The following is a 21780-nucleotide window of genomic DNA, read 5'->3' as shown; positions in this document are numbered from 1 at the left end:
TTTTCTTTATTACGTTTGGTTGTCATCGGATTGACAAGAGCCACATCAATTCTTTGATCCACCAACCAGTTGGCAATATTGAACCAGTAGTGACCTGTGCTCTCCAAACCTACAACGATGTTATTCATGCCGTGCATCTTCTGTAGTTTACGAATGCTATATTCTAAATGCTCATAGCCGGCAAGGTCATTCGAAAATAGAATAGGGCGCTTGGTGAGGACAATACCTCGAAAATTAATAGCTTGTGCAGCATGCTTCTCCTTGGCAATGTCGATGCCTATGACCAGAGTGGTAGTAGAGATTCGTTCTACACGTTGATTTTGAGAATTAATTGGATTAGACTTCATAATAACGCCTCCTAAGGTGAGTTCTGAGGGCTGCAACCCAGTACATACTCATCCTAGCGAGGCGTTCTTTTTTCTGCAAGTTCCATCTACTAACACCTACAGGAATGTTAACGGGTAACGTTCGTTGAATTCAAAAGATTTGAGGATAATACTAACGGGGGAAAATCAATTGAGCGATAATAAAGAGTTTTTTATTACTAGGCAGGCAATTGAAAGTCTGACTCATAAATTGAGTCTACCTGAGTTAGGAAAGTATTCACAAGATTGGGAATATGAAAGTGCAGATTCATCGAGAGTGAACGAATTTGTCTCATTTTATGAAAGTGCTGAACTAAACCCAAGTGAAAAATTCGCGTTAATGAGCTTGATCATATCTTCATTTGATGACGCAGTGACAGAAGGAAAGATCGAAGATGGAATTTGGGGAAAGATAAAGGGCCATTTAATTAGTGATATTGATTTGAATAGGAAAACTATCTTGTATTGGTCATTAGTTGATGAAGAGATTAATAACTGTTTTTCCTGTACACCATTTATGAGAGAGATTATCTTGGATTGATAAAATTCTGTCCCAAACTTTTTGATTAAAGTAACGGATAACGTTAGAACAAATAAACCTGGAGCAGATTGCCACGGCAGCTGCTCCCTTTGCTATTAAGCTATTAGGCAGGATAGTTCCAATATGTGGTAAAATAAAATTGTCAGTGCTGTAACGGGTAGAGGACGAACTAAAGAGGTAGGTGAACGCAGTGTTACTTCTGAACGGCATTACTGGATTTCATGTCGATACTTTGCCAGAGGTCGATCCTTTACAATTCAAAAGACTCTCTTACTCGTTGGCAAACTACTCTAACGGAAAGATTCTGTCCTTTGAAGAACCACATGCATCTCAAAATTTCTATAAAACAGAGCTTGGTTTACATAACGAAAACATTTTCATTTTGTTAAACAGTTCATATCCCTTCGTAGCGTTCGCTTCTTCAGTGCAATACTTAGAGATTGAATTTATTGATCATTCACTTTCTAATATTGTTTGTGTTTTTAATGACGAATTTAGGGTACTGTCTGCTATTGAAACAAATCAAAAATTAGAACTTGATGAACGAACGCTTACCTTATTTATCAAAAATAGACTAAACGAAGCGGAATTATGCCAGATTTTTCATTGGAAACCTAAAACCGTCGGAGATGTCATTTTTAATTTTTGGGACTAAAAGATAAGTAGGTATTCCGCTAACAGGAGCTATAGTTCAATTAAGACAAAACATCTGTCGGCGAATGTTCGGCTGCCGTTGCCTGTAAAGTGATGGAAGATTTGTTTAAAAGCTACGGTAATAAATATCAGGTGGTGGTTAAGTTGATAACGTATACTAAGAAGCATGAGGACATTGTAAATAAAGGTGCAGATGCAATCGGAGAAGTCTTAAATAGTGTAGATGTTGATGAGAAAAGAAGTATATTATTTTGCTTAGATAAATACCTGGATCCATATTTCGGATATAATTTACCTTTTTTCGATGAGATATTAATTCTCTTAGAAAAACATTTGTTTGAAGATCATGATATGGAAGTTAAAGAAGATATTTTGCAACTACTTTCTGGTTATTCGAAGGATTCATTGGATTATTTGGCAGAAAGAATTGAATTAATTGAATTCGAACTGCTCGGAAGTGCAATTTATGCTTTAGGTAATACCTTTAATGTAAAGTATGCACCCATTTTTATTAGTTACGAAAACCACGACTATCTTAATATACGAAATACAGCAAAAGAAGCATTATTAGATTTATCAAAAGCTAATCGTGACACAAAAAAATAAAAAGTCTCTTATGTTGGTTTAACGCCGAAGATGGCGATTGATTGAACTAACTGCGAACGATACTTAAGAGGCTGCCGAGAAGCAGCCTCTTAAGTATCGTTCACGGGCAGGATGGTTGAATTACTTCGTGAATAAATTAAGTCAAGACGAATTTATGAAGTTTACAAAAAAGACGTAGGTAAAATCAGTAAATAATGTAAAGGAACAAGAATAATATGAAAACCTTAAATTACTTAGAGGCTAGACCTGCAAGTCGATATGATGAGTTTGACCCGAATCAAGATGGGAATAAGAACACTAAATTTGCTGATTTAATTATCGATGGTAGATCGCTATACCAAATGCTTAGAAAGCATGATATGGTTCCATCTCTAGGGTGGGGGAGTGAAGAACATCAAAGAAACATGATAGATTATTTTCTATTAAATAAACAACATGACTATTTATACTTTCGATATCCCATACTTGTTTGTCCATGGTGCGGGGACGAGGAGTGTGGATTCATTTCTGTTTATATCCAGAGAGAAGACGATATTATCATATGGCAAGATTTTAAAGTGGAGCCCAGTGCTAAAAATATAAATATTGGCCCCTTTTATTTCAAGTGGGATAACTATAAGAGAGTGATAAATTATACTTTCGGAACAGCAGGAATTCAATGATTTCTTGATTACAGGGAGCATTCGCTCGCCGCAAGTAGCGATTTCGGGGTTAAGCTCTAACGGATACCAATAGCTGACCGACTACAGACTGCCGATATTAAACAATTAAACTCCGTGGGGCTGGCGAGAAATTATTAAAAAAATAATGTAAGGGAGATTTAAGAAATGTATTGCCCTTATTGCAAAGAAGAACTGAAATTTAATAATGAAGAGTTATATTGCAAAGCCGGAGATAGTTATTTCTCAAAGCATATGGAAAAAATTCTTAATGAAGCAATAGACAATTCTAAAGAAGTTAAAGTACGGATACCAAAAGTTGAAAGTAGTGAAGAAGGAAGATTTTTTTGTGTGAATTGTGGAAGCAAAATGATGAAAATAGAAGCTATGCATGAAGTTTGTAAATGTTGTGGATTCGAAATGAACAAACGTATGTTCTATGAGATTGTTGAAATTAACCCCCATTGTTCATTCAGGTCAAAGAATCATTGGGGAAAACGAAATAGTACTTATTGAAGTAACGGGAGACTATAGTTCAGGGACTGCATTGAAGCTGTTCTTTTTTTAGGGCAGCATTAGTGGAATATCGAACCATTGGGAGTGATGATTTTTGAAAAAGTTTGTTTTAGGTCTAATTTGCGGAATTGGTTTAAGCGCGACAACTGCTGTTTATGCCTCAGACACAATTCAAGCGTATTTGTTTCCTGCGAAATTCGAGGTGAATGGACAAAATAAAGAAATCGGCAGTGAATAAACGGTATTGAACTATAACGGTCATGCATACGTACCTGTACGTTTTGTAGCAGAAAGTTTGGGTCTTGGAATAAGATATGCAGACAAAGACAATGTGATTTCGATTATGAATGAGCCAACTAACGTTGATGAAGTAACAAAAAAGGTTTGGCTGGTTCAATACTGGATCACTAACGGAGTGGACAGAAATTATGTAAAAGGTCTTTTAGGCGAACCAAGCGTAGAACGAACGAATGATGATTCACAACAAGGGGTTTGGAGATATGATATATCGCCGATCCAAGGATATAAATACGAGGATTTAAACAAAATTGACGTTAAGGGTCTTGAACAAGGAGAAATTAAAGCTCAGATTTTCATTCATTGGTCTAATGAAGGCAAAGTTGAAAGAATTGCATTGTGGTACACAAAAGATAAATGGATTCACGTGAGCTATTTATACGAAGACGGCTCAACCACAGATGCTATCTACGAATAAAGCTGAAAAGCATCATTATAAAGATGGTGTTTTATCACTATGCTAACGATGAACAGTAGTGAAGGAGCTTACCTCGCGGTAGCTCCTCTTTTTGTTCAATCAAGTAACGGGCGGATTACAATAGCGAATCATGCGATAATGTGTAGGTGTGTGGATGGGGGTGATAACAGAACTAGTTGTTGTTCATCACCGATAAAGTAGTCAAGGGAGTGTAATCAAGTGGATCTTATTCAATGGTTAGAAGAGTGGTATTTATCCCAATGTGATGGCGATTGGGAACATTGTTATGGTTTAAAAATCAGTACGCTTGATAATCCTGGTTGGAGTGTCAAAATTAATTTGCGAGAAACTATGTTAGAAAACAAACCTTTTGAAAGTTTGGTCAAAGAAAGAACCGAGCATGATTGGATACATTGTAGGTTGAAAGAAGGTTATTTTGAAGGGTTTGGTGGTCCTAAAAACTTAGGGGAAATTCTTTTATTCTTCAAAGGTTGGGTAGAATTGAACTAAAGAGGAACGATAGCAAAAATTGACGAGGTTAACGAGATGGTCCGATAGCCGTTCTATGAATTTTTTGAGGGGGTGCTTAATGGAGGAACAGGAATTCCAGTATTATTTAGGACATCTCAAATGGAGTATGTCAGAAAACATTCAGGAAGAAGCAGTGAATTATTTGTCTAAAAAAATTGAAGATAAATATATATCACGCCTTATTCAAGATACCGATAAGGATACGTGGGGCAATTCAATGAAAATCATAAGTAGCTTGGGTAAAGATAGGGCTATTATAGCTATTCAATGGCTATTATTTTTGCTAAAAGATCTAAATTGGCCAGGGGCAAATGAATCGATAGAAGTCTTAAAGCAATTTGACATGGATGAACTAATACCTTTTATTGATATAGTATTAGATCAAGCAGACCTAGAAGAAGATAGTATGTGGATTTATGGTATAAAAGAACTTATCGGCAAACTAGGTATTGAGGAATCTGTATTATCAAATAAAGAAGTAGTAAATAAAGCAAAAGCTTAAAATATAATAAAAAGAAGCGATCTAGAAATATGAAGCCTTTGACCACTGAGCTAACGCAGAACGATAGCTCAACACAAGATGACGGCAGCCGGCCACACGATCGGCTGCCGTTATCATTTGAAGTAATGGGCAGGATAGTTCCAATATGTGGTATGATTAGAACAAAAAAGGGTGATTTCATGGAACTAATCAGGATTTCATTCGAAAAGAAAATGATACTACGTAATCTTATGGAATTATATCAGTACGATATGAGCGACTTTGAAGATGACGGAGAAGACGATGTAAATGAGTATGGCCTTTTTGACTACATGTTTTTAGATCACTATTGGACAGAAGAAGGACGTTTTCCCTTCTTTATTAAGCAGTTTGGTAAGTTGGCGGGATTTGTTTTAGTTCGAGAAATTGCAGATGGTACGAAGACGAAATTTTCAATTGCGGAATTTTTCATATTAAGAAAGTACCGACGGCATGGGATCGGTAAAGAAGTAGTCTATACCGTATTTGAGATGTTTAAGGGCAATTGGAGCGTGTCATGGCTGGAAAAGAACTTGCCAGCGAAGACCTTTTGGACGAAGGTAATTCAAGAATATTCGAATGGAAATTGTTCGGAATCTACACAGGCAGGAAAGCCGTCGTTAGAGTTTTCCTCGTGATTCATTCAACTATCAGATACCGTATATTCAATACACGCAATGGGAGGCTGCTGGCACGATCGGCAGGCTTCCGCTCACCTAACGGGCAGCATAGTTAAATAACTATGGATAATTATTATATTATGGTAAACGTCAAATAGCCCTCACATTATCATCAAGTTGAGTATTTGTTCCTGGCGGGAGCAAGTTTCCTTTCCACATCTGACATTTATCTAATAAATAGCTTCATCGTCTTAACATAAAACGGATTCACCATGTAGCCGGTCGGTTTTACTGAATACCTTTTGCCCGTGTTTAATTGATTGATTTTTTCCATTTCTTCCACGATTAATTCAAAGTCGAATATCTCGCTGTTTTCTTTTATCCTTTTGGGGTTTGAAGATTTAGGGATCACAATAATCCCCCGCTGCAGATGCCAGCGCAAAATGACTTGCGCCGTCGACTTTTTGTGATGATGGGCGATTTCGACTAACTCCGGACGCTCCAGTAGTGCTTTATTGCCTTGCCCCAACGGTCCCCAGGCCTCATGCGAAATTCGATGCTGGATAAGATAATCGTGCAAATCGTTTTGTGGAAATTCCGGATGGGTTTCGATTTGGTTAATCATTGGCGAAATGCTGGATTGCTTCATGAGAAATTCAAGATGATTGATCTCAAAATTCGCAACGCCAATAACTTTGATTTTCCCTTCGGAGTATAATTCCTCCATCGCCTTCCATGCTTCCACATAATGAGGACCGGCAAAATGAATCAGGTACATATCAAGATACACCACATTCAGTTTTTTGCAGGTTTGTTCAAATGCTATTTTCGTCGCTTTATAACCGAGATCCGTCGTCCACACTTTTGAGGTGATAAAAAATTGTTCCCTGGGGATCCCGCTTTTTTGAATCTCTAGGCCGAGTGCTTCTTCGTTCCCATAAATTTTAGCCGTATCAAAATGACGATAGCCGGCACGGATCGCCTCACGAATAGCCCTTTCAAATTGTTCCCCTTTTTTTATTTTATACACTCCAAAACCCAATTGGGGAATTTTGATACCGTTCACTGCTTCGATTACCATGTTCATTCTGGAGTTCGCCCTCCTCGCTTTATAAAAAGTAATCCTCATGTGTCATTCGCATTGTGAAAGCAGCATCTCGATTTCATCCACAAGATTTTTCAGCAGCTTGAGCTTGCTTGTGACGTTCAGACGATAATAATTCATTGTTCCTTCTTTACGAACACTAATAATTTGCGCATCCTTCAATATTCTTAAATGATGGGACACCGCCGGACGGGAAAGATGGGTTTTCTCCTTAATCTCTCCCACACGCATGCCAGGATCTTGTTGTCCTTGAATCAGGGTCATAAGAATGGCTTGTCTGGTTTCATCTCCGATTGCGGTCAGTACCTTTTGATTATTTTTAAATTCGTTTGCGAGATTAGCTGTGATTTCTTGGTTCACATCACCCCCACCTTTCGAGATTCAAATGTTTAATTCTTTGGACAGATAAAGGGTATCACACCTTACTTTTCCGACGCTATATCGGGAAAGAAAATCGAGACGCTTGATTCAACAAATTCAGTCTAATACTACAGTTCCTGTTTCAATGTCCAATTTGAATATGCAATACTCTTTAGAAAATAGAAATACAATTAATAGGGGAAAGCATAAAATGGCTGATAAAAAATTAGGTTTTGCTGAAGTAACGACAAATGCACGTAATGCTTAGGAGCAGTCCTTTTTTCATCCTCTTAACAGTTGGGCAATTGTGGAAATTGCCCATATCCTTTATGCTAGAAGCATGACGTATATTCAAATAGAGGAGAACATCTATGTTATTGTCAAAAGGACAAAAAGTTGACGTTACCAAAGGTAGGAATTTGTCTGTGCTCAGTCTTCGCTTTGGCTGGACATCCACTGTCCCGGCCATGCAGATCGATGCTGCTTGTTTTGTTTTATCAGACAGAAACAGGTGCGAGCAGGATGAGGACTTTGTATTCTACGGCAATCCCTCCATTCATCAGGGCGCCATCGCTCATCAGCAAGAAGCAAATGGTTCATTTCAAGAGTCGATTCACATTCATTTATCCAAACTGCCGCCGACAGCCGCCAAATTAGCCTTTACTGTTACGATCCATGAAGCTGAAAAACACGGTTTTATGATGAAAAATGTTGCTCAACTGTATGTTGCATTAATCGATCCTGCAAGCAACGAAGAACTATTCCGCTTTAACTATGGTTCAGATTTGGACAAGGAGACCGCTATCGTCGCCGCAGAATTGTACAGGCATAATGGCGAGTGGAAATTTAACGCGATTGGTAGCGGATTTTTTGGCGGACTTGCTGCTCTGTGCACGAGCTTCGGATTGGAAGTCGAAGAGGAATCTGCCGCTCCGCAACAACTTCCTCCTCCGGAGAATAAGAAAGTGCTCTCCCCTATCGATCTGCGCAAAAATCTGGTGCAGATCACCTTGGAGAAAAAACAGCTTAGCCATCTGTCAGCCAGAGTCGGACTCGTTCTTGATATTTCCGGCTCGATGAGACATCTATATGACGATGGCACCGTACAGGAAGTGGTCGAACGTATTTTGGCCGTTGCCTGCAAGTTTGACGATAACGGCAGCTTGGATGTGTGGGTGTATGATAATGAATTCAGCAGGCTAGCACCAGCGACGGAAGCTGATTTTGACAACTATGTCCAAAAAGAGATCCTCCGCAATCGCCACATTCATAAGTTCGGATACAACGATGAACCGCCTGTCATGAAGGATGTGATACGCAAATACACCAAAGAGGAAGTATCCTCTTTGCCTGTCTTCTTAGTGTTCATTAATGACGGAGGCGTCTCGAAAACAATTAAGAAGGTCATTTCGGAATCGGCCGTCCATCCGATCTTCTGGCAATTCGTCGGTATCGGCTATTCCGATTTCAGTGTGCTGAAGAAGTTGGATACGATGGAAGGCCGCATTGTCGACAATGCCAACTTTATTCATATTGAAGATATCGCATCCATCACGGATGAAACGTTGTATAATCTGCTTCTGAATGAATTCCCGCAATGGATTAAAGCGGCGACTGAACAACGGATACTTAGAGCATAATCAATATGCAGTAGCTTTTGCTATCTCAGTCAAATAATGAAATTTCTCCATTTGGTGTTGCCTTATTTGTGGGGCATCGATTAACTGCTGCATGTCCAATTACTACCTTAGTCGTGCTAAGGTATTATAGAACAATACTTTATTGTGATTTATAAGTGGCTGATTTAATAGAGTAAGAAAGTCAGATCAACACTTTATTGTAATCTATCAGTAAGTATTACTCATTTCAACAAAGTATTGTTTTATAAAAATAACTACTTGTCTAAACTAGCAGCTTTCATTGAAGTGACCCGATCAATTAGGTGTTCGGGTCACTTATTATTTTAATTGGATGTGAAACAATCCAAATGCAGTATTGATCAGCTATATAAAGTTGTGATCTCTTTGCTAGTCCCGGTGAGCTACTACAGTCATCGGGACTATTTTTTTAAAGAGTATTCTAGCCAAGTGTCATTAAGTTAACGGGCAGATTAACGCAACTTCCAAGTAATGGAATCGTATAAAGTATGACAACAGAGGAGGGAAATTCGTGAAATTAAAAACAAAACTAATTGCCATCACAGCTATATGTTTAGTTACGGCAAGTATATTTTCTATTTCCGCACTAGCTGCAAAAGATATTGCCTCTCTGAAAGCTCTAGCTAAGGTAGCTAAGGATAAGGAAACTATTGAGCACAATTTATTGGATGCGATGCCTGACCAAACAAGAGAGGATAAAGATGCAAAAAACCAACAAGGTATTAAAGTTAAGAGTCTCGGTTATGAAACAAGAAAGCTCGAACTTGAAGCTGATCCTGACGATACTGAAAATTTCGCCAAGCAGTTAGATTTAGCCATTGAAACCTGGTCAATGGGTGTCAATGAATTGAAAGAAGCTGCTGTAAGATATAACGACGATAAGTATCTCAAACGGGCAGAAGAATCACTGAAAATAATCGAAGAGTTTAAAAAAGGAAGAGATGAATACCAAAAAAATGAAAAGACCGTAAATCAACTTCGTAAAGAACTCGATATTCCTGTCAACTAAGCTAACGTTAGGAACGTTTGTTCAACACATATCGAATTAGTTATAGTAAGCATTCCACGTAAGAATTCTCATAATTAATCCAATTAAGCTTTATTTTAAAATTACTTAGAAATACAATTTAAACCACTGGAGAGTATAATGAAAAATGTGAATTTCCCTGCAATATTCTCCGTAATTTTACCGGGAACTGGTCAATTATATAATGGTCAAATTTTGAAATGGCTTAGGATTACAGGCCTTCAAATACTTCTCACTGTTCTTTTTCCTTTACTATTCAAATTAGTAGGAATGATATCAGGCTTTCTATTTGCGTTGGGCTTACTTACCATTATTTTTTTGCCATTTGCATTCATACCTTTATTAATATTAATATTCGGATTTGTTATTGCTCCTAGATATTCAGCATATAAAGATGCTATTGATGTAGCTAATCAAACAACAATATGGAGAAAATATTTTAATACTCAACAACAACTGATTATTGTTATCTTAGTGACAATAAACGAAATAATAATATCAATGTTCCTATATAAATATTTCTGGGGGATTTCAGAACATTTGATACAGTAAGATAGGACTAAGTAATGTTTCGCGAAGCCTTAGCAGCGTTGAACTAACTGGGAACTTTAGTTTAAAGAAATAAGAATACCTGGGTAACAGCTGGGCAAACGTGAGGAGAAGTATGGATTCAAGATTTCAGCAATTAGCCGATTATGTTTATGATGTACAACATCAAATAGGAGCAACAGCGGCAGCGTTATATATTCTGCAGAATAACGAAATTGTGCTCGAATCCTATTCGGGCAAGCATGATGTAAACGAGCGTTCACGCAGTGTTGACGCATTTACGCAATTTAATGTGGGCTCTGTACGCAAAACCTATCTTGCATTAGCCATCAGCCTGCTTATAGAACAGAGGAGGATCGGGAGCGTAGATGATCTGGTATCTCGGTATCTTGGCAAATTACCTGAGCACACGCATGATGTGACGCTCCGCCACCTTTTGACACATACACATGGACTTATGGAAGTGCAAGGAAAACTTATTCAAGAGTTTACTGCTGGCAGAGGTTGGGCTTATCGTAATGTCGGTATTGCAATGTTATTCGAAATCGTATTCCGACTTACCAGGATGACGTTGAGTGAATTCTTGACTGAAGCCGTTTTCGAGCCATATGGCTTGCGTGAAACAGGTTGGCGTAACACCCAGCACGAACAAATGATATACAATTATTACTCGCATAAGGATAACTGGGTCGGTCCAAACGACAGTACAGCTGGAGACCAAAGCAACCTTTTCGTCAGCGCACGTGACCTAGCAAAGTGGGGACAACTTCATCTTCGCCGGGGATCTGTCTGGGACGGCAGGCAAGTACTGCCACATAGCGTGATTGAGCGTGTAACCGCTCTTCAAACACCTGAGGGAGTTCCTTCTCAGCAGCCACGTAACGGTTATGTTTGGTGGTTGCAGCACAGCACGCCGCTAAACCAAATTGGTGATCTGGTGCCAGCTGGCTCGTATCAAGCGCTCGGCATTACCGGATGCGCCGTGTTGGTCATTCCCGCCTATGATGTGGTAGCAGTACGTATGTATAACCAGCTTATTAATCCTGTGGACTATGATTATCTTGATGACATCCGGACATTCGGCAACTTGGTATCAGATGCTACCAATCGATATTGAACTAACGGTGAACGATAGTTCAACACAACATGACGGCAGCCGGCACACGATCGGCGCCGTTGTCCGTTAAAGTAACGGGAGGATTGTGGGGTTAACTGTTGAATATTCAGTTGATGGTTTCATTCTTTTGAAAAGCAAGCTTGTTCAGCAAATATGTATGAGAACCAATCGTGGGAGTGATATTTATATTTCAAAAAATATTTGATGCTGTGAGAGCTAAATTGTTAAGTAATAAATTAGGTACTGAAGTTAGAATTGTTAAATACAACTACCGTGGTGAACCGATTGAAGGACAAGAATTGAAAGAGTTATTGGACAAGATAATTTCACCTAGAGTATCTAAGCTTGGTCTTAAGTGGCGTGGTGATTATCTGTGGATTAGTGAGAATATTAATGGAATTAGACATATTGTTGAATATGGAAGATTTACGAAAAGCGGCAATCGTGGATATATTTCATGGGGGATAGCCTTTGATTTTGTAATGGTACCAAAAGGGAAAAATCTAGTGTTCAATAGAACTGAAAAGACTGCAAATATTCATATTGGAGAATGGTCAAAAGGTTACGCAGATTCATTCCTCGGGGTAGAAATGGTAGATGGGAAAGGTGTAGCTTCTCATTATGAACAGATTGCAGAAAGGACAATTACGGAAGCAATTGATGGTGAAATAGGTAATATATCTTCGTTTTTTGAAAAAGCAAAGAACATTCAAGAAATTATACAGATTATAAATGAGCAGATTAATAATCCTAAATCCCCTATCTACAAAATGAAGTTTCCTTCACCTACATGCTCACCTAACGGGCAGATGAGCACAATGATTCCCAGTTGATAAGGGGTATGGTAAGGTTATCCTTGACGGAATAAAAGGACTTGGCAAGGAGAGGAATTTAAAATGCAAACGGTTTACATATTGTCGGGGCCAGCTGGAGTTGGAAAGTCAACAACTTCTAGAGCATTGGTTCATACCTTGAAAAATAGTGCTTACATTTCAGGGGACTACGTGAGTCATATGCATGTTAACGGTAGTCAGAAGCCTTGGGAAAGTAAGTTTGAGCTATCCCTTATTTGGAATAATATATTGAGTTTAACCCAAAATTTCGTTTCCAATGGAATTGATGTAGTAGTTGATTACGTCACTTTCCCAGATGAAGCTTATTGGCTGAGAGATAGACTGATGGAGTTATCCGTAAATGTTGTTTATACGGTATTGTGGGTTGAACCTAAGACCCTTTTAAGCAGAGACCAACTCAGAAAACCAGAGCATCAAATGGGGGAGCGGTGTCTTATTTTAATCGAGGAATTCAAGGAATCAGGATTAGATACCAAACATCTGCTTGATACAAGTCACAACAGCGTAGATGCCATCGACCTAGTTATTGAGGATATTATGAACAACAAACAGTACAGGTTAGTGGACTAAGCTAACGGAAACGAGAGTTTAATGAACTGTTGGCAAAAAAATAAGGACCTTAATAGGAGAGAAAAGACCTATGACTACTACACCCGGTAGATTAAAAGGTAGAATCGCAATAGTAACAGGTGCAAGTCGTAGCGCAGGAATTGGTGCTGCAGTATGCAAAGAGTTGGCCTATCTAGGTGCAGATGTATTTTTTACACATTGGGTTAATTATGATCAACAGATGCCCTGGGGGAGCAATAACGAGGAGCAAAAGCAACTATGTGACGAAATTCGATCCATGGGCGTTCGTTGCGAACACCTAAGGATTGATCTTTCTGTACCTGAAAGCTTTGTGGAGTTATTAAATAACGTTGAGCAGAAGCTAGGAGAACCATCGGTTCTTGTCAATAATGCTTGTTATTCAGTTAACGATGACTTAAACACGATTACCCCAGAGTCTCTGGATGCACATTACGCAATTAATGTTAGGGCGGTAACTATACTTAGTGTGGAATTCGCAAGACGGTTTACGCAATCGGCAGGTGGCCGAGTTATCAATATGACATCTGGCCAATCACTAGGCCCCATGGCTGGTGAAATCTCTTATGCCACGACGAAAGGGGCAATTGATGCTTTCACACGCACTTTTGCAGCAGAGGTGGGTTCAAAAGGAATCACAGTAAATGCGGTAAATCCTGGCCCCACAGATACCGGCTGGATGACTCCTGACCTACGACAGCAACTATCTAAGCAATTTGTAACAGGTAGAGTAGGATTACCTAAGGATGCAGCTCGTCTGGTTGGATTCTTAGCCACTGATGATGCGGAGTGGGTTACCGGTCAAGTATTACATTCCACGGGTGGGTTCAACTAACGGGACACGTTTGTTAAATACACTACACACGAGGCTGCCGCTAAAATGAAACGGCGGCCTCGATGTGTTCAAGGGCAGGATTCTTCAATAAAGAATGTTAGAATATGGATGAACTTTTATCAACTTTAGGAGGCTTGTCATGCTATATCGTAAACTAGGCAATACGGGCGTAAGCATTCCTGCTATTGGCCAAGGAACTTGGAAATTTGGCGAAGATAAGTACAAGGAAAAAGACGAAATAGAAGCATTGCGTTTCGGAATTACTAACGGGCTTACTCTGATTGATACTGCCGAAGAATATGGAAATGGAGGAGCAGAAAAAATTGTTGGTCAAGCAGTCCAAGATGTTAGAAACAATGTATTCCTTGTAACCAAAGTTTCTGCAAAAAATTGTTCGTACGAAGGTGTCCTAAGATCAGCAGAGGCAAGTTTAGAACGTTTAAAGACAAGTCACATTGATTTATATTTACAGCATTGGCCAAGTCAGCAATACGATGTTTCGGAAACTATGGAGGCCATGGTTGAATTAGTGAACAAGGGCTTAGTTAAATATGTAGGGGTAAGTAACTTTTCCACTGATTTAATGCAAGAAGCTCAATACCATTTAGGCAGTGTCCCATTGATTTGTAATCAAGTAGCATACCATTTGAACGATAGACACATAGAGACTGAGTTTTTGTCCTTTGCTAAGAAAAATGGGGTAACTATTATGGGGTACTCACCATTTGGATATGCTCCTCATGTATTTGGCATGAAAGGTTTTCCTGAGGTCGAATCACAAGAACGGCATGTATTGGAATCAATAGGGGCCAAATACGGTAAGACAGCGTATCAAGTGGCTTTAAACTGGGTGTTAAGGCAGGAAGGATTAGTTACTATCCCTAAAGCCGCGAACAAGGAACACATCGTTGATAATCTAAATGCCTTAGGCTGGGATTTACAAAAAGATGATCTTGACCAGATCGAGATTAATTTCCCAATCGACAAAAAGGATTAAGACAACGGCGAACGTTACTCAAATAGGGATCGTCAGCTGCCGGGCAGTTTGACGCTCTCTATTTTGCTGAAGCAACGGGCAGACTTGCGCAACATGGTTGTCTTCGAAGAAAATTCAGATTTTTACTTGCCCCTTACGTAACGTAATGATTTATAGTGAACAGTAAGAGCAGGACGAAACACAGGCCTACTGCCAAAAAATCGAACAACTAAATTTGAAATTGGAGGAGAAGCAAACATGAGAAAACTCGTATTGTTCATGCATGTGTCGCTGGACGGGTATGCGTCGGATTCGAACGGAGGACTAGATTGGATTCCGTACAACGAGGAATTAGAGAAATACGCCGAGGAGGTCGTAGCCGAAGTTGGCTCTCCCGTATACGGACGCACGACGTATCGGATGATGGAGAGCTACTGGCCCACGGTGCTGGACAATCCGAATGCGTCGAGGCACGGTATGGAGCATGCCAAATGGCTGCAGGATGTTAAGAAGATCGTCATTTCCGGCTCGATGGACACTGTGGAATGGAACAATACGATACTGATCAAGGACAATATCGGGGAGGAAATCAAGGCGCTCAAGGAGCAGCCTGGCAAAAATCTCGTTATCTTCGGCAGTCCGGGGGCGGCGAAGACGTTGCTTGAGCTCGGCCTAATCGACGAATTCCTGCTGACGATTTGTCCGGTCATCTTGGGCGGCGGGAAATCGGCATTCCACGGCGACGGTGAGAAAATCAGGCTCAAGCTGCTGTCCAGCCGGACGCTCAAGTCGGGCATTATCGCGGCCCGCTATGAGTTGGAGAAATAGGCGTGCCATACAAGGTCTCCACTAACGAGAAGACTTTCCAAGTATTTACATGGAAATTCATCCTATGTTAGCAATAGGAACACCGCGGCAGCCGATCAGAATGATCGGCTGCTTTTTCGTTGAACTAAAGAAGCAGTTATACGTGGTGGATGAATCATAGATTATACCCGCTTTTTATACACCCTCATTGCAAAGAAATAGGCTACGATCAAAATCCCGATGCACCACGCAAGAGCGATCCATATATCATTGCCCACTGGCTGACCAGACAGCAGCGCACGAATGGCTTCCACGATTGAGGTCACCGGCTGGTTTTCGGCAAAGGCTCTAACGACCGACGGCATCGACTCGGTCGGCACAAACGCCGAGCTAATAAAGGGTAGGAAGATAATCGGGTAGGAAAAGGCGCTCGCGCCATCCACCGATTTGGCGGACAGTCCGGCAATCGCCGCGACCCAAGTTAATGCCAACGTAAACAGAGCGAGGATGCCGGCTACTGCAAGCCATGACAGTATCCCTGCCGACGAACGAAAGCCCATAATCAACGCTATGAGAATGATGACGACAACCGATATGGCGTTGGATACCAGCGAGGTCAGCACATGCCCCCAGAGTAAGGTGGAACGTGAAATCGGCATGGAGTGAAACCGCTCGAATATGCCCCGCTGCACATCGGTAAACAGGCGGAAAGCCGTGTAGGATATACCGCTAGCAATAGCAATTAGCAGTATACCAGGCAACAAGTAATTCACATAGTTATCTGTTCCTGTTTGAATTGCACCGCCAAACACATAGACGAACAGCAGCATCATCGCGATAGGCATGATCGTAACCGTGATGATGGTGTCCATACTGCGGGAAATATGGCGCATGGAACGCCCAAGCATAACGCCTAGATCGCTGAAGAAATGTTTCTTTACCGTCTCCATTTACTTTCCCTCCTTTTTGCCGACGATTGCGAGGAATATTTCCTCTAATGTCGGCTGTTTTTCAACATACTCCACCTTGGCGGATGGGAACAGCTTTTTCAAATCTGAGAGTGTGCCGTTGGCGATAATTTTACCTTCATGCAGAATCGCAATTCGGTCGGCAAGCTGCTCAGCCTCCTCCAAATACTGCGTGGTTAGGAGTACCGTCGTGCCACCGCCCGCCAGCTCCTTGACAATCTTCCAAACCTCGATACGTGCCTCGGGGTCAAGCCCAGTGGTCGGCTCGTCGAGGAAAATGATCTGCGGTTTTCCCACAAGGCTCAAGGCGATGTCGAGCCTGCGGCGCATACCACCCGAATAAGTAGAAGCCCTGCGGTTGGCGGCGTCTGTCAAGCCGAAGCGTTTAAGCAAGTCGTCCGCAACCTGACTCGGATTTTTGAGGTATCGCAGTTTGGCAATCATAATCAGGTTTTCCCGTCCGGTCAAAATTTCGTCCACGGCGGCAAATTGCCCAGTCAGACTGATCGCCTGCCGCACATTCTCGGGGTTTGCCGCAACATCGAATCCGTTTACGGTAGCGGTTCCGCTGTCTTGTTTGAGCAGCGTGGTGAGGATTTTGACAACTGTGGTCTTGCCCGCCCCGTTGGAGCCGAGCAGGGCGAAAATACTGCCCTTTTCCACCTCGAAATCCACACCCTTTAAGACTTGATGCTGTTTGTAGGATTTTACCAGTCCTTTTACTTGAATGGGCTTGGTTTGCACGCTTTGCATCGGAATCCCTCCCTTAAATTAAATGACAGTAACCTTGGACAAATCGGCGCCCATGCCTTTAAGCGAAGCATAGGTCAACTTATCCATGACTGCGCCGTCAAAGCAGATAGTTTTGATGCCACGGTAGTACTTATTGGTCAACGAAAAGAACGCCTGAAAAGACACATTCTTCAGTGTAGCGCCTCTAAACGAAACTTCATTTAATGCCGACTTGTCAAACTTGACGCCGATAAAGGTTTGCCCGTCAAGACACAGCCCGCTCAGGTCAGAATATTCGAAGTTCACGCCGTGGAAGATACAACCTTCAAATATTACTTTTCTAAGGTCAATCTTAGTTAGTGTGACGTCAGTCAGTTTTACGCCTGTGAATTTGGCTCCATCCATCCCCGAAACACTGAAGTTGGTGCGTACAAGGATCGACTCATTGAAGCTTACATTCGTAAGGTCAGTTGCAGTTAGGGTACAGTCCGTCAGATTTGCGCCGTCAAAATTGGCTTCACGTAAATCACTGGTCTTAAACGAACTTCCGGTCAAGTCGGCACCTGCAAAGTCGGCACCGCGTAACGCGCTAGCATTAAATTGACCTTTATGGGCCTTAACGCCTGCAAAATCGCTTTTCGCCAAGTTGCTTGCGCTAAAGTTTGTCACTACTTGCCGTTCTAGGGAGCGGGAGAGGTTGGCGACTTCCAGAATCGTTTGCTCAATGTCGCCGATGCTCTCAATAGTCATCTTGAACGCCGTTTCATCATCTTTGCCCTCGGCTTTGAGTTCACGATATCGCTCCTGTAAATCGGAGTTCAGGTCGGCCTTTAATTCGGTGACGCTTTTTACCCCATCGTAGGGCGTAAACACGCCGTTCAAATAGTTCGTCAATTTCTGATTCATCCTATCAAATCTCCTTTATAATAAATTTTCTAGCACGCGCTTCGAATACTCCCAATTGCTTTTGTTGCGGGCGTAAACACTTTTGCCTTTATCGGTAATTCTAAAATACTTGCGCCGTCCGCCCTGTGATTCGTCACCCCAATACCACTCGATATCGCCATCTGTCTCAAGCCGACGGACGCTGGAGTACATCGTGGCTTCCTTTAATTCATACTCACCGCCCGAGCGCTCGGCAATCAGTTTGACAATCTCGTACCCGTAGCGATCAGCTTCGGATAAAAGCCGTAAAATCATCGTATCGGTATGTCCGCGAAGCAGGTCGGATGTAATTTTGTTCTCGCTCATGTCATCACCTCCGTGTTTTTATAATACGACATACTACTATGACTGTCAAGGTAGTATTTGTAATGAAATACCTTGTTTGATAAGTAATAATTATTTTCATGACGATATCTCACGGATTCATTCTCATTTTTGTGTTTTATCAGCCAGACCTTTTGTCATTCAACGATCTCATCGATGAATTTCGATACGTTTGCTCGCTTAAGTAAGGTATACTAATAGATATGGGAACATAAGTGTGCATAGGTCAAAATGAGAAATGGAGGCATCCATATCATGTCTGATTTTATGTGTTTTTCTGCCTTGGAGAACCAGACGACGATTCCCGGGAAGCTCGTATCAGGTCGCTATCGTCAACCCTTTGATTATCGGGTAAAACGTTCCAAAGGAACGAAAGATTTTTACCTGACCCTCACGTTAAAAGGAAGCGGTCTTTTCAACAACGGCAAAGAAACCTGCGAATGCTTGGAAAATGAGGTTACGCTGGTCACGCCGGGTACCCCCCATTTTTATGGGACGCCAGAGAACACCGTATGGGAATTTTATTGGTGTCATTTTGTTCCAAAGGAAGAATGGCTGCCGCTTTTACAGCTTCCGGAAGCGATAAAGGGCATACGAAAGGCACGTTTTGATAATGAAAAGGAATGGCTCCGATTGACCAGCGCGTTCAGCCGTTTGGTCGAATATAACGAAGAAACGAATTTGTTTTCGGAAAAATTAGCAGTCCATGCCCTGGAAGAAATCTTGCTTTTAATAGCCAAAAGCGTATTAGAGACTCAATTTCCAATGGATCCTCGCGTTGAGAAGACAATACAGCTGATATCAGAGCATTTCAGTCACCCGTATAGCGTTGCTGAATTGGCTGCGATGGTCAACCTTTCAGCCTCCAGGTTAGCCCATTTGTTCAAGATACAGACTGGCGAATCCGTTATGGAGATGCTGAACAAGATTCGACTTCGCCAAGCCAGAAAGCTGATCGAAACGACATCATTACCCGTTGCAGAAATTGCCGAGGAAGTCGGTTTTAATCATCCCTTCTATTTCTCACGACAGTTCGCTGCCTTCTATGGCACGTCCCCCGCTGTTTTCAGAAAACACATTCTACATACCAGTAATGAGTAAATAAATGTTGGAAGACAAAAAGGAAACGGCGCATAATATGCTCACCGTTTCCTTTTTTAGTTGTGCTAGGGTGTAACGTAAATATTCGGCTGTGTTGGTGCAGCCATACCTGTTCCGAGGAAGTAGCTTGTGTGAGGCGGCTGGTTGTAAGCCACATTTTGCCAAGCGACGTCCAAACGGTACAAGGGATCGTGCATTAATGTCCATAGACGCGTTGTCGTTTCGTAAGGTGTTGCATAGATGCGTAACGCCGTGCTGTCCGACTTCCGCCAAATAACTTCTTCACGCCAATCACCTAAGATATCCGCTTGCAAGCTTGGATTTCCTTTGGTGGAGTTGTTGGAGTACGTGCCTGTTGCCGTCAATAACGTTGTGGTATTCAGGCTCGTGTAATTCCACTTATCAATTCTGCCGACGCCATTCGTTCCATCCCAGTTATGATCAAGCAGCTCGCGAGACAGATCCCCGTCCCACCAAATACCAAAGTTAATCGAAGACGGGACTGTGGAGCTGATTTTGGTACCATTGATCTGGTATAAGCCAACGCCATTGCTGGCCCACACTTCTTCACCGGCATACCTCGGATCAATATCAGCGGACATGCCTCTTCCTGTATCAGCGCCTGTATTGACTCCCCAACGCACGGAGCCTGTTCCGGCATTCCAAACGGCAGCACCATATGTAGCGCCTGTGTTCTCCATGACCTTGAATACTTCCAGCCCTGCGTTGTTTGGATCCAAATCTCCTACGTGCATAGCGTCACCATGACCTAATGCAGTGTTATAGAGCTTGGCGCCGTTATCGTTAATAGTCATAGCACCATACACAATCTCATCTTTGCCATCTCCATCAACGTCAGCGGCCGTAATGTTGTGATTCCCTTGCCCGGCATAGGCTGAATTCCCAGAAGTGTTGCTGTCAAATGTCCACAGTTTGGAAAGAGTTCCTCCGCGCCAATTGTACGCGACTAGTACGCTACGTGTATAATATCCACGGGCCATGACGATACTCGGTTTTTCTCCATCCAAATAGGCAACTGTCGCCAAAAAGCGGTCTACACGGTTGCCGTACGTATCTCCCCAATCACCGACCGTACCGCGAGGCGGATCATAGCTTGTTGTAGCCAATGCTTTACCCGTCGATCCTTGGAAAATCGTCAAGAATTCCGGTCCAGTTAACACTCTGCCTACCGAGTTGCGGTAATCCGCAGTCGAGCTGCCGATCACGACACCAGTGCCGTCCTTCGTACCGTCTGCAGTTTTCATCACAATTTCGGCTTTCCCATCGCCATCCAAATCATAGACCAGGAATTGCGTATAATGGGCGCCGGCACGAATATTTTTCCCCATACTAATTCGCCACAGCCGTGTTCCGTCCAGCTTATAGGCATCGACAAACACTTCACCGGTGTAGCCGTCCTGCGAGTTGTCCTTGGAGTTGGAGGGGTCCCATTTCAAAATGATCTCATACTGACCATCGCCATCCACGTCGCCAACACTAGCGTCATTCGCGTTATACGTATAAGCCACGTTGTCAGGCGTAGTGCCGCCAGCCGGTTTTTGAATTGGTACGTCCAAATAATTGTTGGCCCATGGCGTAACTGCAGCTGATGCGGTCTGCTCTACGCCGCCTACGACGGCTCTAACTGTATAACTTGAGCTTGTTGTGCCTGAGTTATCTTGATAGTTGGTGCTGGTCGTAATCGGAGTAGCGTTGAGCTTCGTACCATTGCGATATAAATTGAAGGAAGTGCTCGAAGCTTCTGTGCCCAGAAGTCTCCAACTAACGAGGACACCAGTAGTAACCTTGACGGCAACCAGTCCGCGGTCCAATTTCTCCATTTGCCTGGGAACTGCTGCGTGTGCGGTAGGTGTCGGCAGACCGATGGAAGTAATAAGTAGCGCGCCGAGCGTAATGCAGCTTGCTGCTTTCATCAAATTCTTGACGGATTTTAACATTTCTACAACCTCCTTAGATTCTTAAAAGCGTCTTCAAACTCTTCGATCACTTTAAGTGTTTGCTCGCCTACCGGATGACCTCCTTAATAAAAATGAATTCGCTTACATTATTTTTACTACCTAATTATACCTTGTAAAATAGAGAGATT

Annotated in this window: 28 protein-coding genes and 1 pseudogene; 21 read left to right on the top strand and 8 right to left on the bottom strand. The window is 41.9% G+C overall.

What is annotated here, in order from left to right; all coding sequences use genetic code 11:
* The coding region (locus HQN90_RS21185; RefSeq protein WP_173222342.1) for an IS110 family transposase at positions 1-347 on the bottom strand (347 nt) is incomplete at its 3' end.
* A gap of 169 nt (positions 348-516) precedes the next feature.
* Here HQN90_RS21185 and HQN90_RS21180 point away from each other — a divergent pair.
* The 10 genes from HQN90_RS21180 to HQN90_RS21140 all read left to right on the top strand — a co-directional run bounded on the left by HQN90_RS21180 (position 517) and on the right by HQN90_RS21140 (position 5745).
* Positions 517-906, top strand: coding sequence for a hypothetical protein (locus HQN90_RS21180; protein ID WP_173222340.1), 390 nt, complete (start codon positions 517-519; stop codon positions 904-906).
* 181 nt (positions 907-1087) lie between these two features.
* Positions 1088-1561: a hypothetical protein gene (locus tag HQN90_RS21175; protein WP_173222338.1), complete on the top strand. Its 474-nt coding sequence runs from the start codon at positions 1088-1090 to the stop codon at positions 1559-1561.
* A gap of 143 nt (positions 1562-1704) precedes the next feature.
* Entirely contained in the window at positions 1705-2166 is a 462-nt protein-coding gene (locus tag HQN90_RS21170; RefSeq protein WP_173222336.1) for a hypothetical protein, read from the top strand.
* A 215-nt stretch (positions 2167-2381) separates the two neighbouring features.
* Entirely contained in the window at positions 2382-2828 is a 447-nt protein-coding gene (locus HQN90_RS21165) for an oxidoreductase (RefSeq protein ID WP_173222334.1), read from the top strand.
* A 165-nt stretch (positions 2829-2993) separates the two neighbouring features.
* Complete coding sequence (locus tag HQN90_RS21160) at positions 2994-3341, top strand: hypothetical protein (RefSeq protein WP_173222332.1); 348 nt, start codon at positions 2994-2996, stop codon at positions 3339-3341.
* Between the two features lie 94 nt (positions 3342-3435).
* Positions 3436-3579, top strand: a complete 144-nt coding sequence (locus HQN90_RS38880) for a hypothetical protein (RefSeq protein ID WP_246362692.1) — start codon at positions 3436-3438, stop codon at positions 3577-3579.
* Between the two features lie 6 nt (positions 3580-3585).
* Positions 3586-4056, top strand: a complete 471-nt coding sequence (locus HQN90_RS21155; protein ID WP_246362690.1) for a copper amine oxidase N-terminal domain-containing protein — start codon at positions 3586-3588, stop codon at positions 4054-4056.
* 219 nt (positions 4057-4275) lie between these two features.
* Positions 4276-4566, top strand: a complete 291-nt coding sequence (locus HQN90_RS21150) for an Imm53 family immunity protein (RefSeq protein WP_173222330.1) — start codon at positions 4276-4278, stop codon at positions 4564-4566.
* A gap of 79 nt (positions 4567-4645) precedes the next feature.
* Positions 4646-5089, top strand: a complete 444-nt coding sequence (locus HQN90_RS21145; RefSeq protein WP_173222327.1) for a DUF5071 domain-containing protein — start codon at positions 4646-4648, stop codon at positions 5087-5089.
* 29 nt (positions 5090-5118) lie between these two features.
* Positions 5119-5745 carry a GNAT family N-acetyltransferase gene (locus HQN90_RS21140; RefSeq protein ID WP_246362688.1) on the top strand — a complete coding sequence of 209 codons (627 nt, stop codon included), beginning with the start codon at positions 5119-5121 and terminating at the stop codon, positions 5743-5745.
* 208 nt (positions 5746-5953) lie between these two features.
* On the opposite strand, the gene HQN90_RS21135 is transcribed toward HQN90_RS21140, so the two are convergent.
* Entirely contained in the window at positions 5954-6814 is an 861-nt protein-coding gene (locus tag HQN90_RS21135; RefSeq protein ID WP_173222325.1) for an aldo/keto reductase, read from the bottom strand.
* A gap of 45 nt (positions 6815-6859) precedes the next feature.
* The gene (locus HQN90_RS21130) at positions 6860-7192 is read right to left on the bottom strand and encodes an ArsR/SmtB family transcription factor (RefSeq protein ID WP_326070602.1); all 333 of its coding nucleotides are present in this window, start codon (positions 7190-7192) and stop codon (positions 6860-6862) included.
* 371 nt (positions 7193-7563) lie between these two features.
* On the opposite strand from HQN90_RS21130, the pseudogene HQN90_RS38875 reads away from it, so the two are divergent.
* From HQN90_RS38875 to HQN90_RS21085, 10 genes and pseudogenes are all read left to right on the top strand, one after another.
* Positions 7564-8082 (top strand): annotated as a pseudogene (locus tag HQN90_RS38875) (TerD family protein); the annotation flags it as partial.
* Between the two features lie 75 nt (positions 8083-8157).
* Positions 8158-8832, top strand: coding sequence for a vWA domain-containing protein (locus HQN90_RS38870; RefSeq protein ID WP_338042361.1), 675 nt, complete (start codon positions 8158-8160; stop codon positions 8830-8832).
* Between the two features lie 529 nt (positions 8833-9361).
* On the top strand, positions 9362-9859 hold the full coding sequence (locus tag HQN90_RS21120) for a hypothetical protein (protein ID WP_173222321.1): 498 nt from the start codon (positions 9362-9364) through the stop codon (positions 9857-9859).
* Between the two features lie 138 nt (positions 9860-9997).
* Entirely contained in the window at positions 9998-10429 is a 432-nt protein-coding gene (locus HQN90_RS21115) for a hypothetical protein (RefSeq protein ID WP_173222319.1), read from the top strand.
* 112 nt (positions 10430-10541) lie between these two features.
* Complete coding sequence (locus HQN90_RS21110) at positions 10542-11543, top strand: serine hydrolase domain-containing protein (RefSeq protein ID WP_216855398.1); 1002 nt, start codon at positions 10542-10544, stop codon at positions 11541-11543.
* Positions 11544-11713: 170 nt separating this feature from the next.
* The gene (locus HQN90_RS21105) at positions 11714-12376 is read left to right on the top strand and encodes a hypothetical protein (protein WP_173222315.1); all 663 of its coding nucleotides are present in this window, start codon (positions 11714-11716) and stop codon (positions 12374-12376) included.
* 63 nt (positions 12377-12439) lie between these two features.
* Complete coding sequence (locus tag HQN90_RS21100; RefSeq protein ID WP_173222313.1) at positions 12440-12967, top strand: P-loop nucleotide/nucleoside kinase family protein; 528 nt, start codon at positions 12440-12442, stop codon at positions 12965-12967.
* A gap of 70 nt (positions 12968-13037) precedes the next feature.
* On the top strand, positions 13038-13820 hold the full coding sequence (locus tag HQN90_RS21095; protein ID WP_173222311.1) for an SDR family oxidoreductase: 783 nt from the start codon (positions 13038-13040) through the stop codon (positions 13818-13820).
* 139 nt (positions 13821-13959) lie between these two features.
* Positions 13960-14817, top strand: coding sequence for an aldo/keto reductase (locus HQN90_RS21090; protein ID WP_173222309.1), 858 nt, complete (start codon positions 13960-13962; stop codon positions 14815-14817).
* A gap of 237 nt (positions 14818-15054) precedes the next feature.
* Positions 15055-15624, top strand: coding sequence for a dihydrofolate reductase family protein (locus HQN90_RS21085; RefSeq protein WP_173222307.1), 570 nt, complete (start codon positions 15055-15057; stop codon positions 15622-15624).
* Between the two features lie 161 nt (positions 15625-15785).
* Here the strand turns inward: HQN90_RS21085 and HQN90_RS21080 are convergent, their stop codons facing one another.
* From HQN90_RS21080 to HQN90_RS21065, 4 genes are read right to left on the bottom strand one after another with little or no spacing between them, the layout of a single operon-like run.
* Positions 15786-16553 (bottom strand): ABC transporter permease, encoded by a 768-nt coding sequence (locus HQN90_RS21080; RefSeq protein ID WP_173222305.1) that lies wholly within the window; start codon positions 16551-16553, stop codon positions 15786-15788.
* Positions 16554-17324 carry an ABC transporter ATP-binding protein gene (locus HQN90_RS21075; protein ID WP_173222304.1) on the bottom strand — a complete coding sequence of 257 codons (771 nt, stop codon included), beginning with the start codon at positions 17322-17324 and terminating at the stop codon, positions 16554-16556. It lies immediately after the preceding gene.
* An 18-nt stretch (positions 17325-17342) separates the two neighbouring features.
* The gene (locus HQN90_RS21070) at positions 17343-18209 is read right to left on the bottom strand and encodes a pentapeptide repeat-containing protein (protein ID WP_173222302.1); all 867 of its coding nucleotides are present in this window, start codon (positions 18207-18209) and stop codon (positions 17343-17345) included.
* Positions 18210-18224: 15 nt separating this feature from the next.
* A complete protein-coding gene (locus HQN90_RS21065; protein ID WP_173222299.1) occupies positions 18225-18554 on the bottom strand; it encodes a PadR family transcriptional regulator in 330 nt (109 codons plus the stop codon).
* Between the two features lie 273 nt (positions 18555-18827).
* On the opposite strand from HQN90_RS21065, the gene HQN90_RS21060 reads away from it, so the two are divergent.
* Entirely contained in the window at positions 18828-19673 is an 846-nt protein-coding gene (locus HQN90_RS21060; protein WP_173222297.1) for a helix-turn-helix domain-containing protein, read from the top strand.
* Between the two features lie 65 nt (positions 19674-19738).
* Here the strand turns inward: HQN90_RS21060 and HQN90_RS21055 are convergent, their stop codons facing one another.
* On the bottom strand, positions 19739-21631 hold the full coding sequence (locus tag HQN90_RS21055) for a rhamnogalacturonan lyase (RefSeq protein WP_173222295.1): 1893 nt from the start codon (positions 21629-21631) through the stop codon (positions 19739-19741).
* Between the last annotated feature and the right edge of the window lie 149 nt (positions 21632-21780).

It is taken from the genome of Paenibacillus alba (genome assembly GCF_013204855.1).
Classification (GTDB): Bacteria; Bacillota; Bacilli; order Paenibacillales; family NBRC-103111; genus Paenibacillus_E; species Paenibacillus_E alba.
This window is presented reverse-complemented; position numbering and strand designations above follow the sequence as displayed.

Coding starts and splice junctions, on each gene's coding strand:
- HQN90_RS21165 (WP_173222334.1), top strand. CDS start 2,382: ATGAAAACCTTAAATTACTTAGAGGCTAGACCTGCAAGTCGATATGAT.
- HQN90_RS21160 (WP_173222332.1), top strand. CDS start 2,994: ATGTATTGCCCTTATTGCAAAGAAGAACTGAAATTTAATAATGAAGAG.
- HQN90_RS21145 (WP_173222327.1), top strand. CDS start 4,646: ATGGAGGAACAGGAATTCCAGTATTATTTAGGACATCTCAAATGGAGT.
- HQN90_RS21140 (WP_246362688.1), top strand. CDS start 5,119: ATGAAGCCTTTGACCACTGAGCTAACGCAGAACGATAGCTCAACACAA.
- HQN90_RS21135 (WP_173222325.1), bottom strand. CDS start 6,814: ATGAACATGGTAATCGAAGCAGTGAACGGTATCAAAATTCCCCAATTG.
- HQN90_RS21115 (WP_173222319.1), top strand. CDS start 9,998: ATGAAAAATGTGAATTTCCCTGCAATATTCTCCGTAATTTTACCGGGA.
- HQN90_RS21110 (WP_216855398.1), top strand. CDS start 10,542: ATGGATTCAAGATTTCAGCAATTAGCCGATTATGTTTATGATGTACAA.
- HQN90_RS21100 (WP_173222313.1), top strand. CDS start 12,440: ATGCAAACGGTTTACATATTGTCGGGGCCAGCTGGAGTTGGAAAGTCA.
- HQN90_RS21095 (WP_173222311.1), top strand. CDS start 13,038: ATGACTACTACACCCGGTAGATTAAAAGGTAGAATCGCAATAGTAACA.
- HQN90_RS21090 (WP_173222309.1), top strand. CDS start 13,960: ATGCTATATCGTAAACTAGGCAATACGGGCGTAAGCATTCCTGCTATT.
- HQN90_RS21085 (WP_173222307.1), top strand. CDS start 15,055: ATGAGAAAACTCGTATTGTTCATGCATGTGTCGCTGGACGGGTATGCG.
- HQN90_RS21080 (WP_173222305.1), bottom strand. CDS start 16,553: ATGGAGACGGTAAAGAAACATTTCTTCAGCGATCTAGGCGTTATGCTT.
- HQN90_RS21075 (WP_173222304.1), bottom strand. CDS start 17,324: ATGCAAAGCGTGCAAACCAAGCCCATTCAAGTAAAAGGACTGGTAAAA.
- HQN90_RS21070 (WP_173222302.1), bottom strand. CDS start 18,209: ATGAATCAGAAATTGACGAACTATTTGAACGGCGTGTTTACGCCCTAC.
- HQN90_RS21065 (WP_173222299.1), bottom strand. CDS start 18,554: ATGAGCGAGAACAAAATTACATCCGACCTGCTTCGCGGACATACCGAT.
- HQN90_RS21060 (WP_173222297.1), top strand. CDS start 18,828: ATGTCTGATTTTATGTGTTTTTCTGCCTTGGAGAACCAGACGACGATT.
- HQN90_RS21055 (WP_173222295.1), bottom strand. CDS start 21,631: ATGTTAAAATCCGTCAAGAATTTGATGAAAGCAGCAAGCTGCATTACG.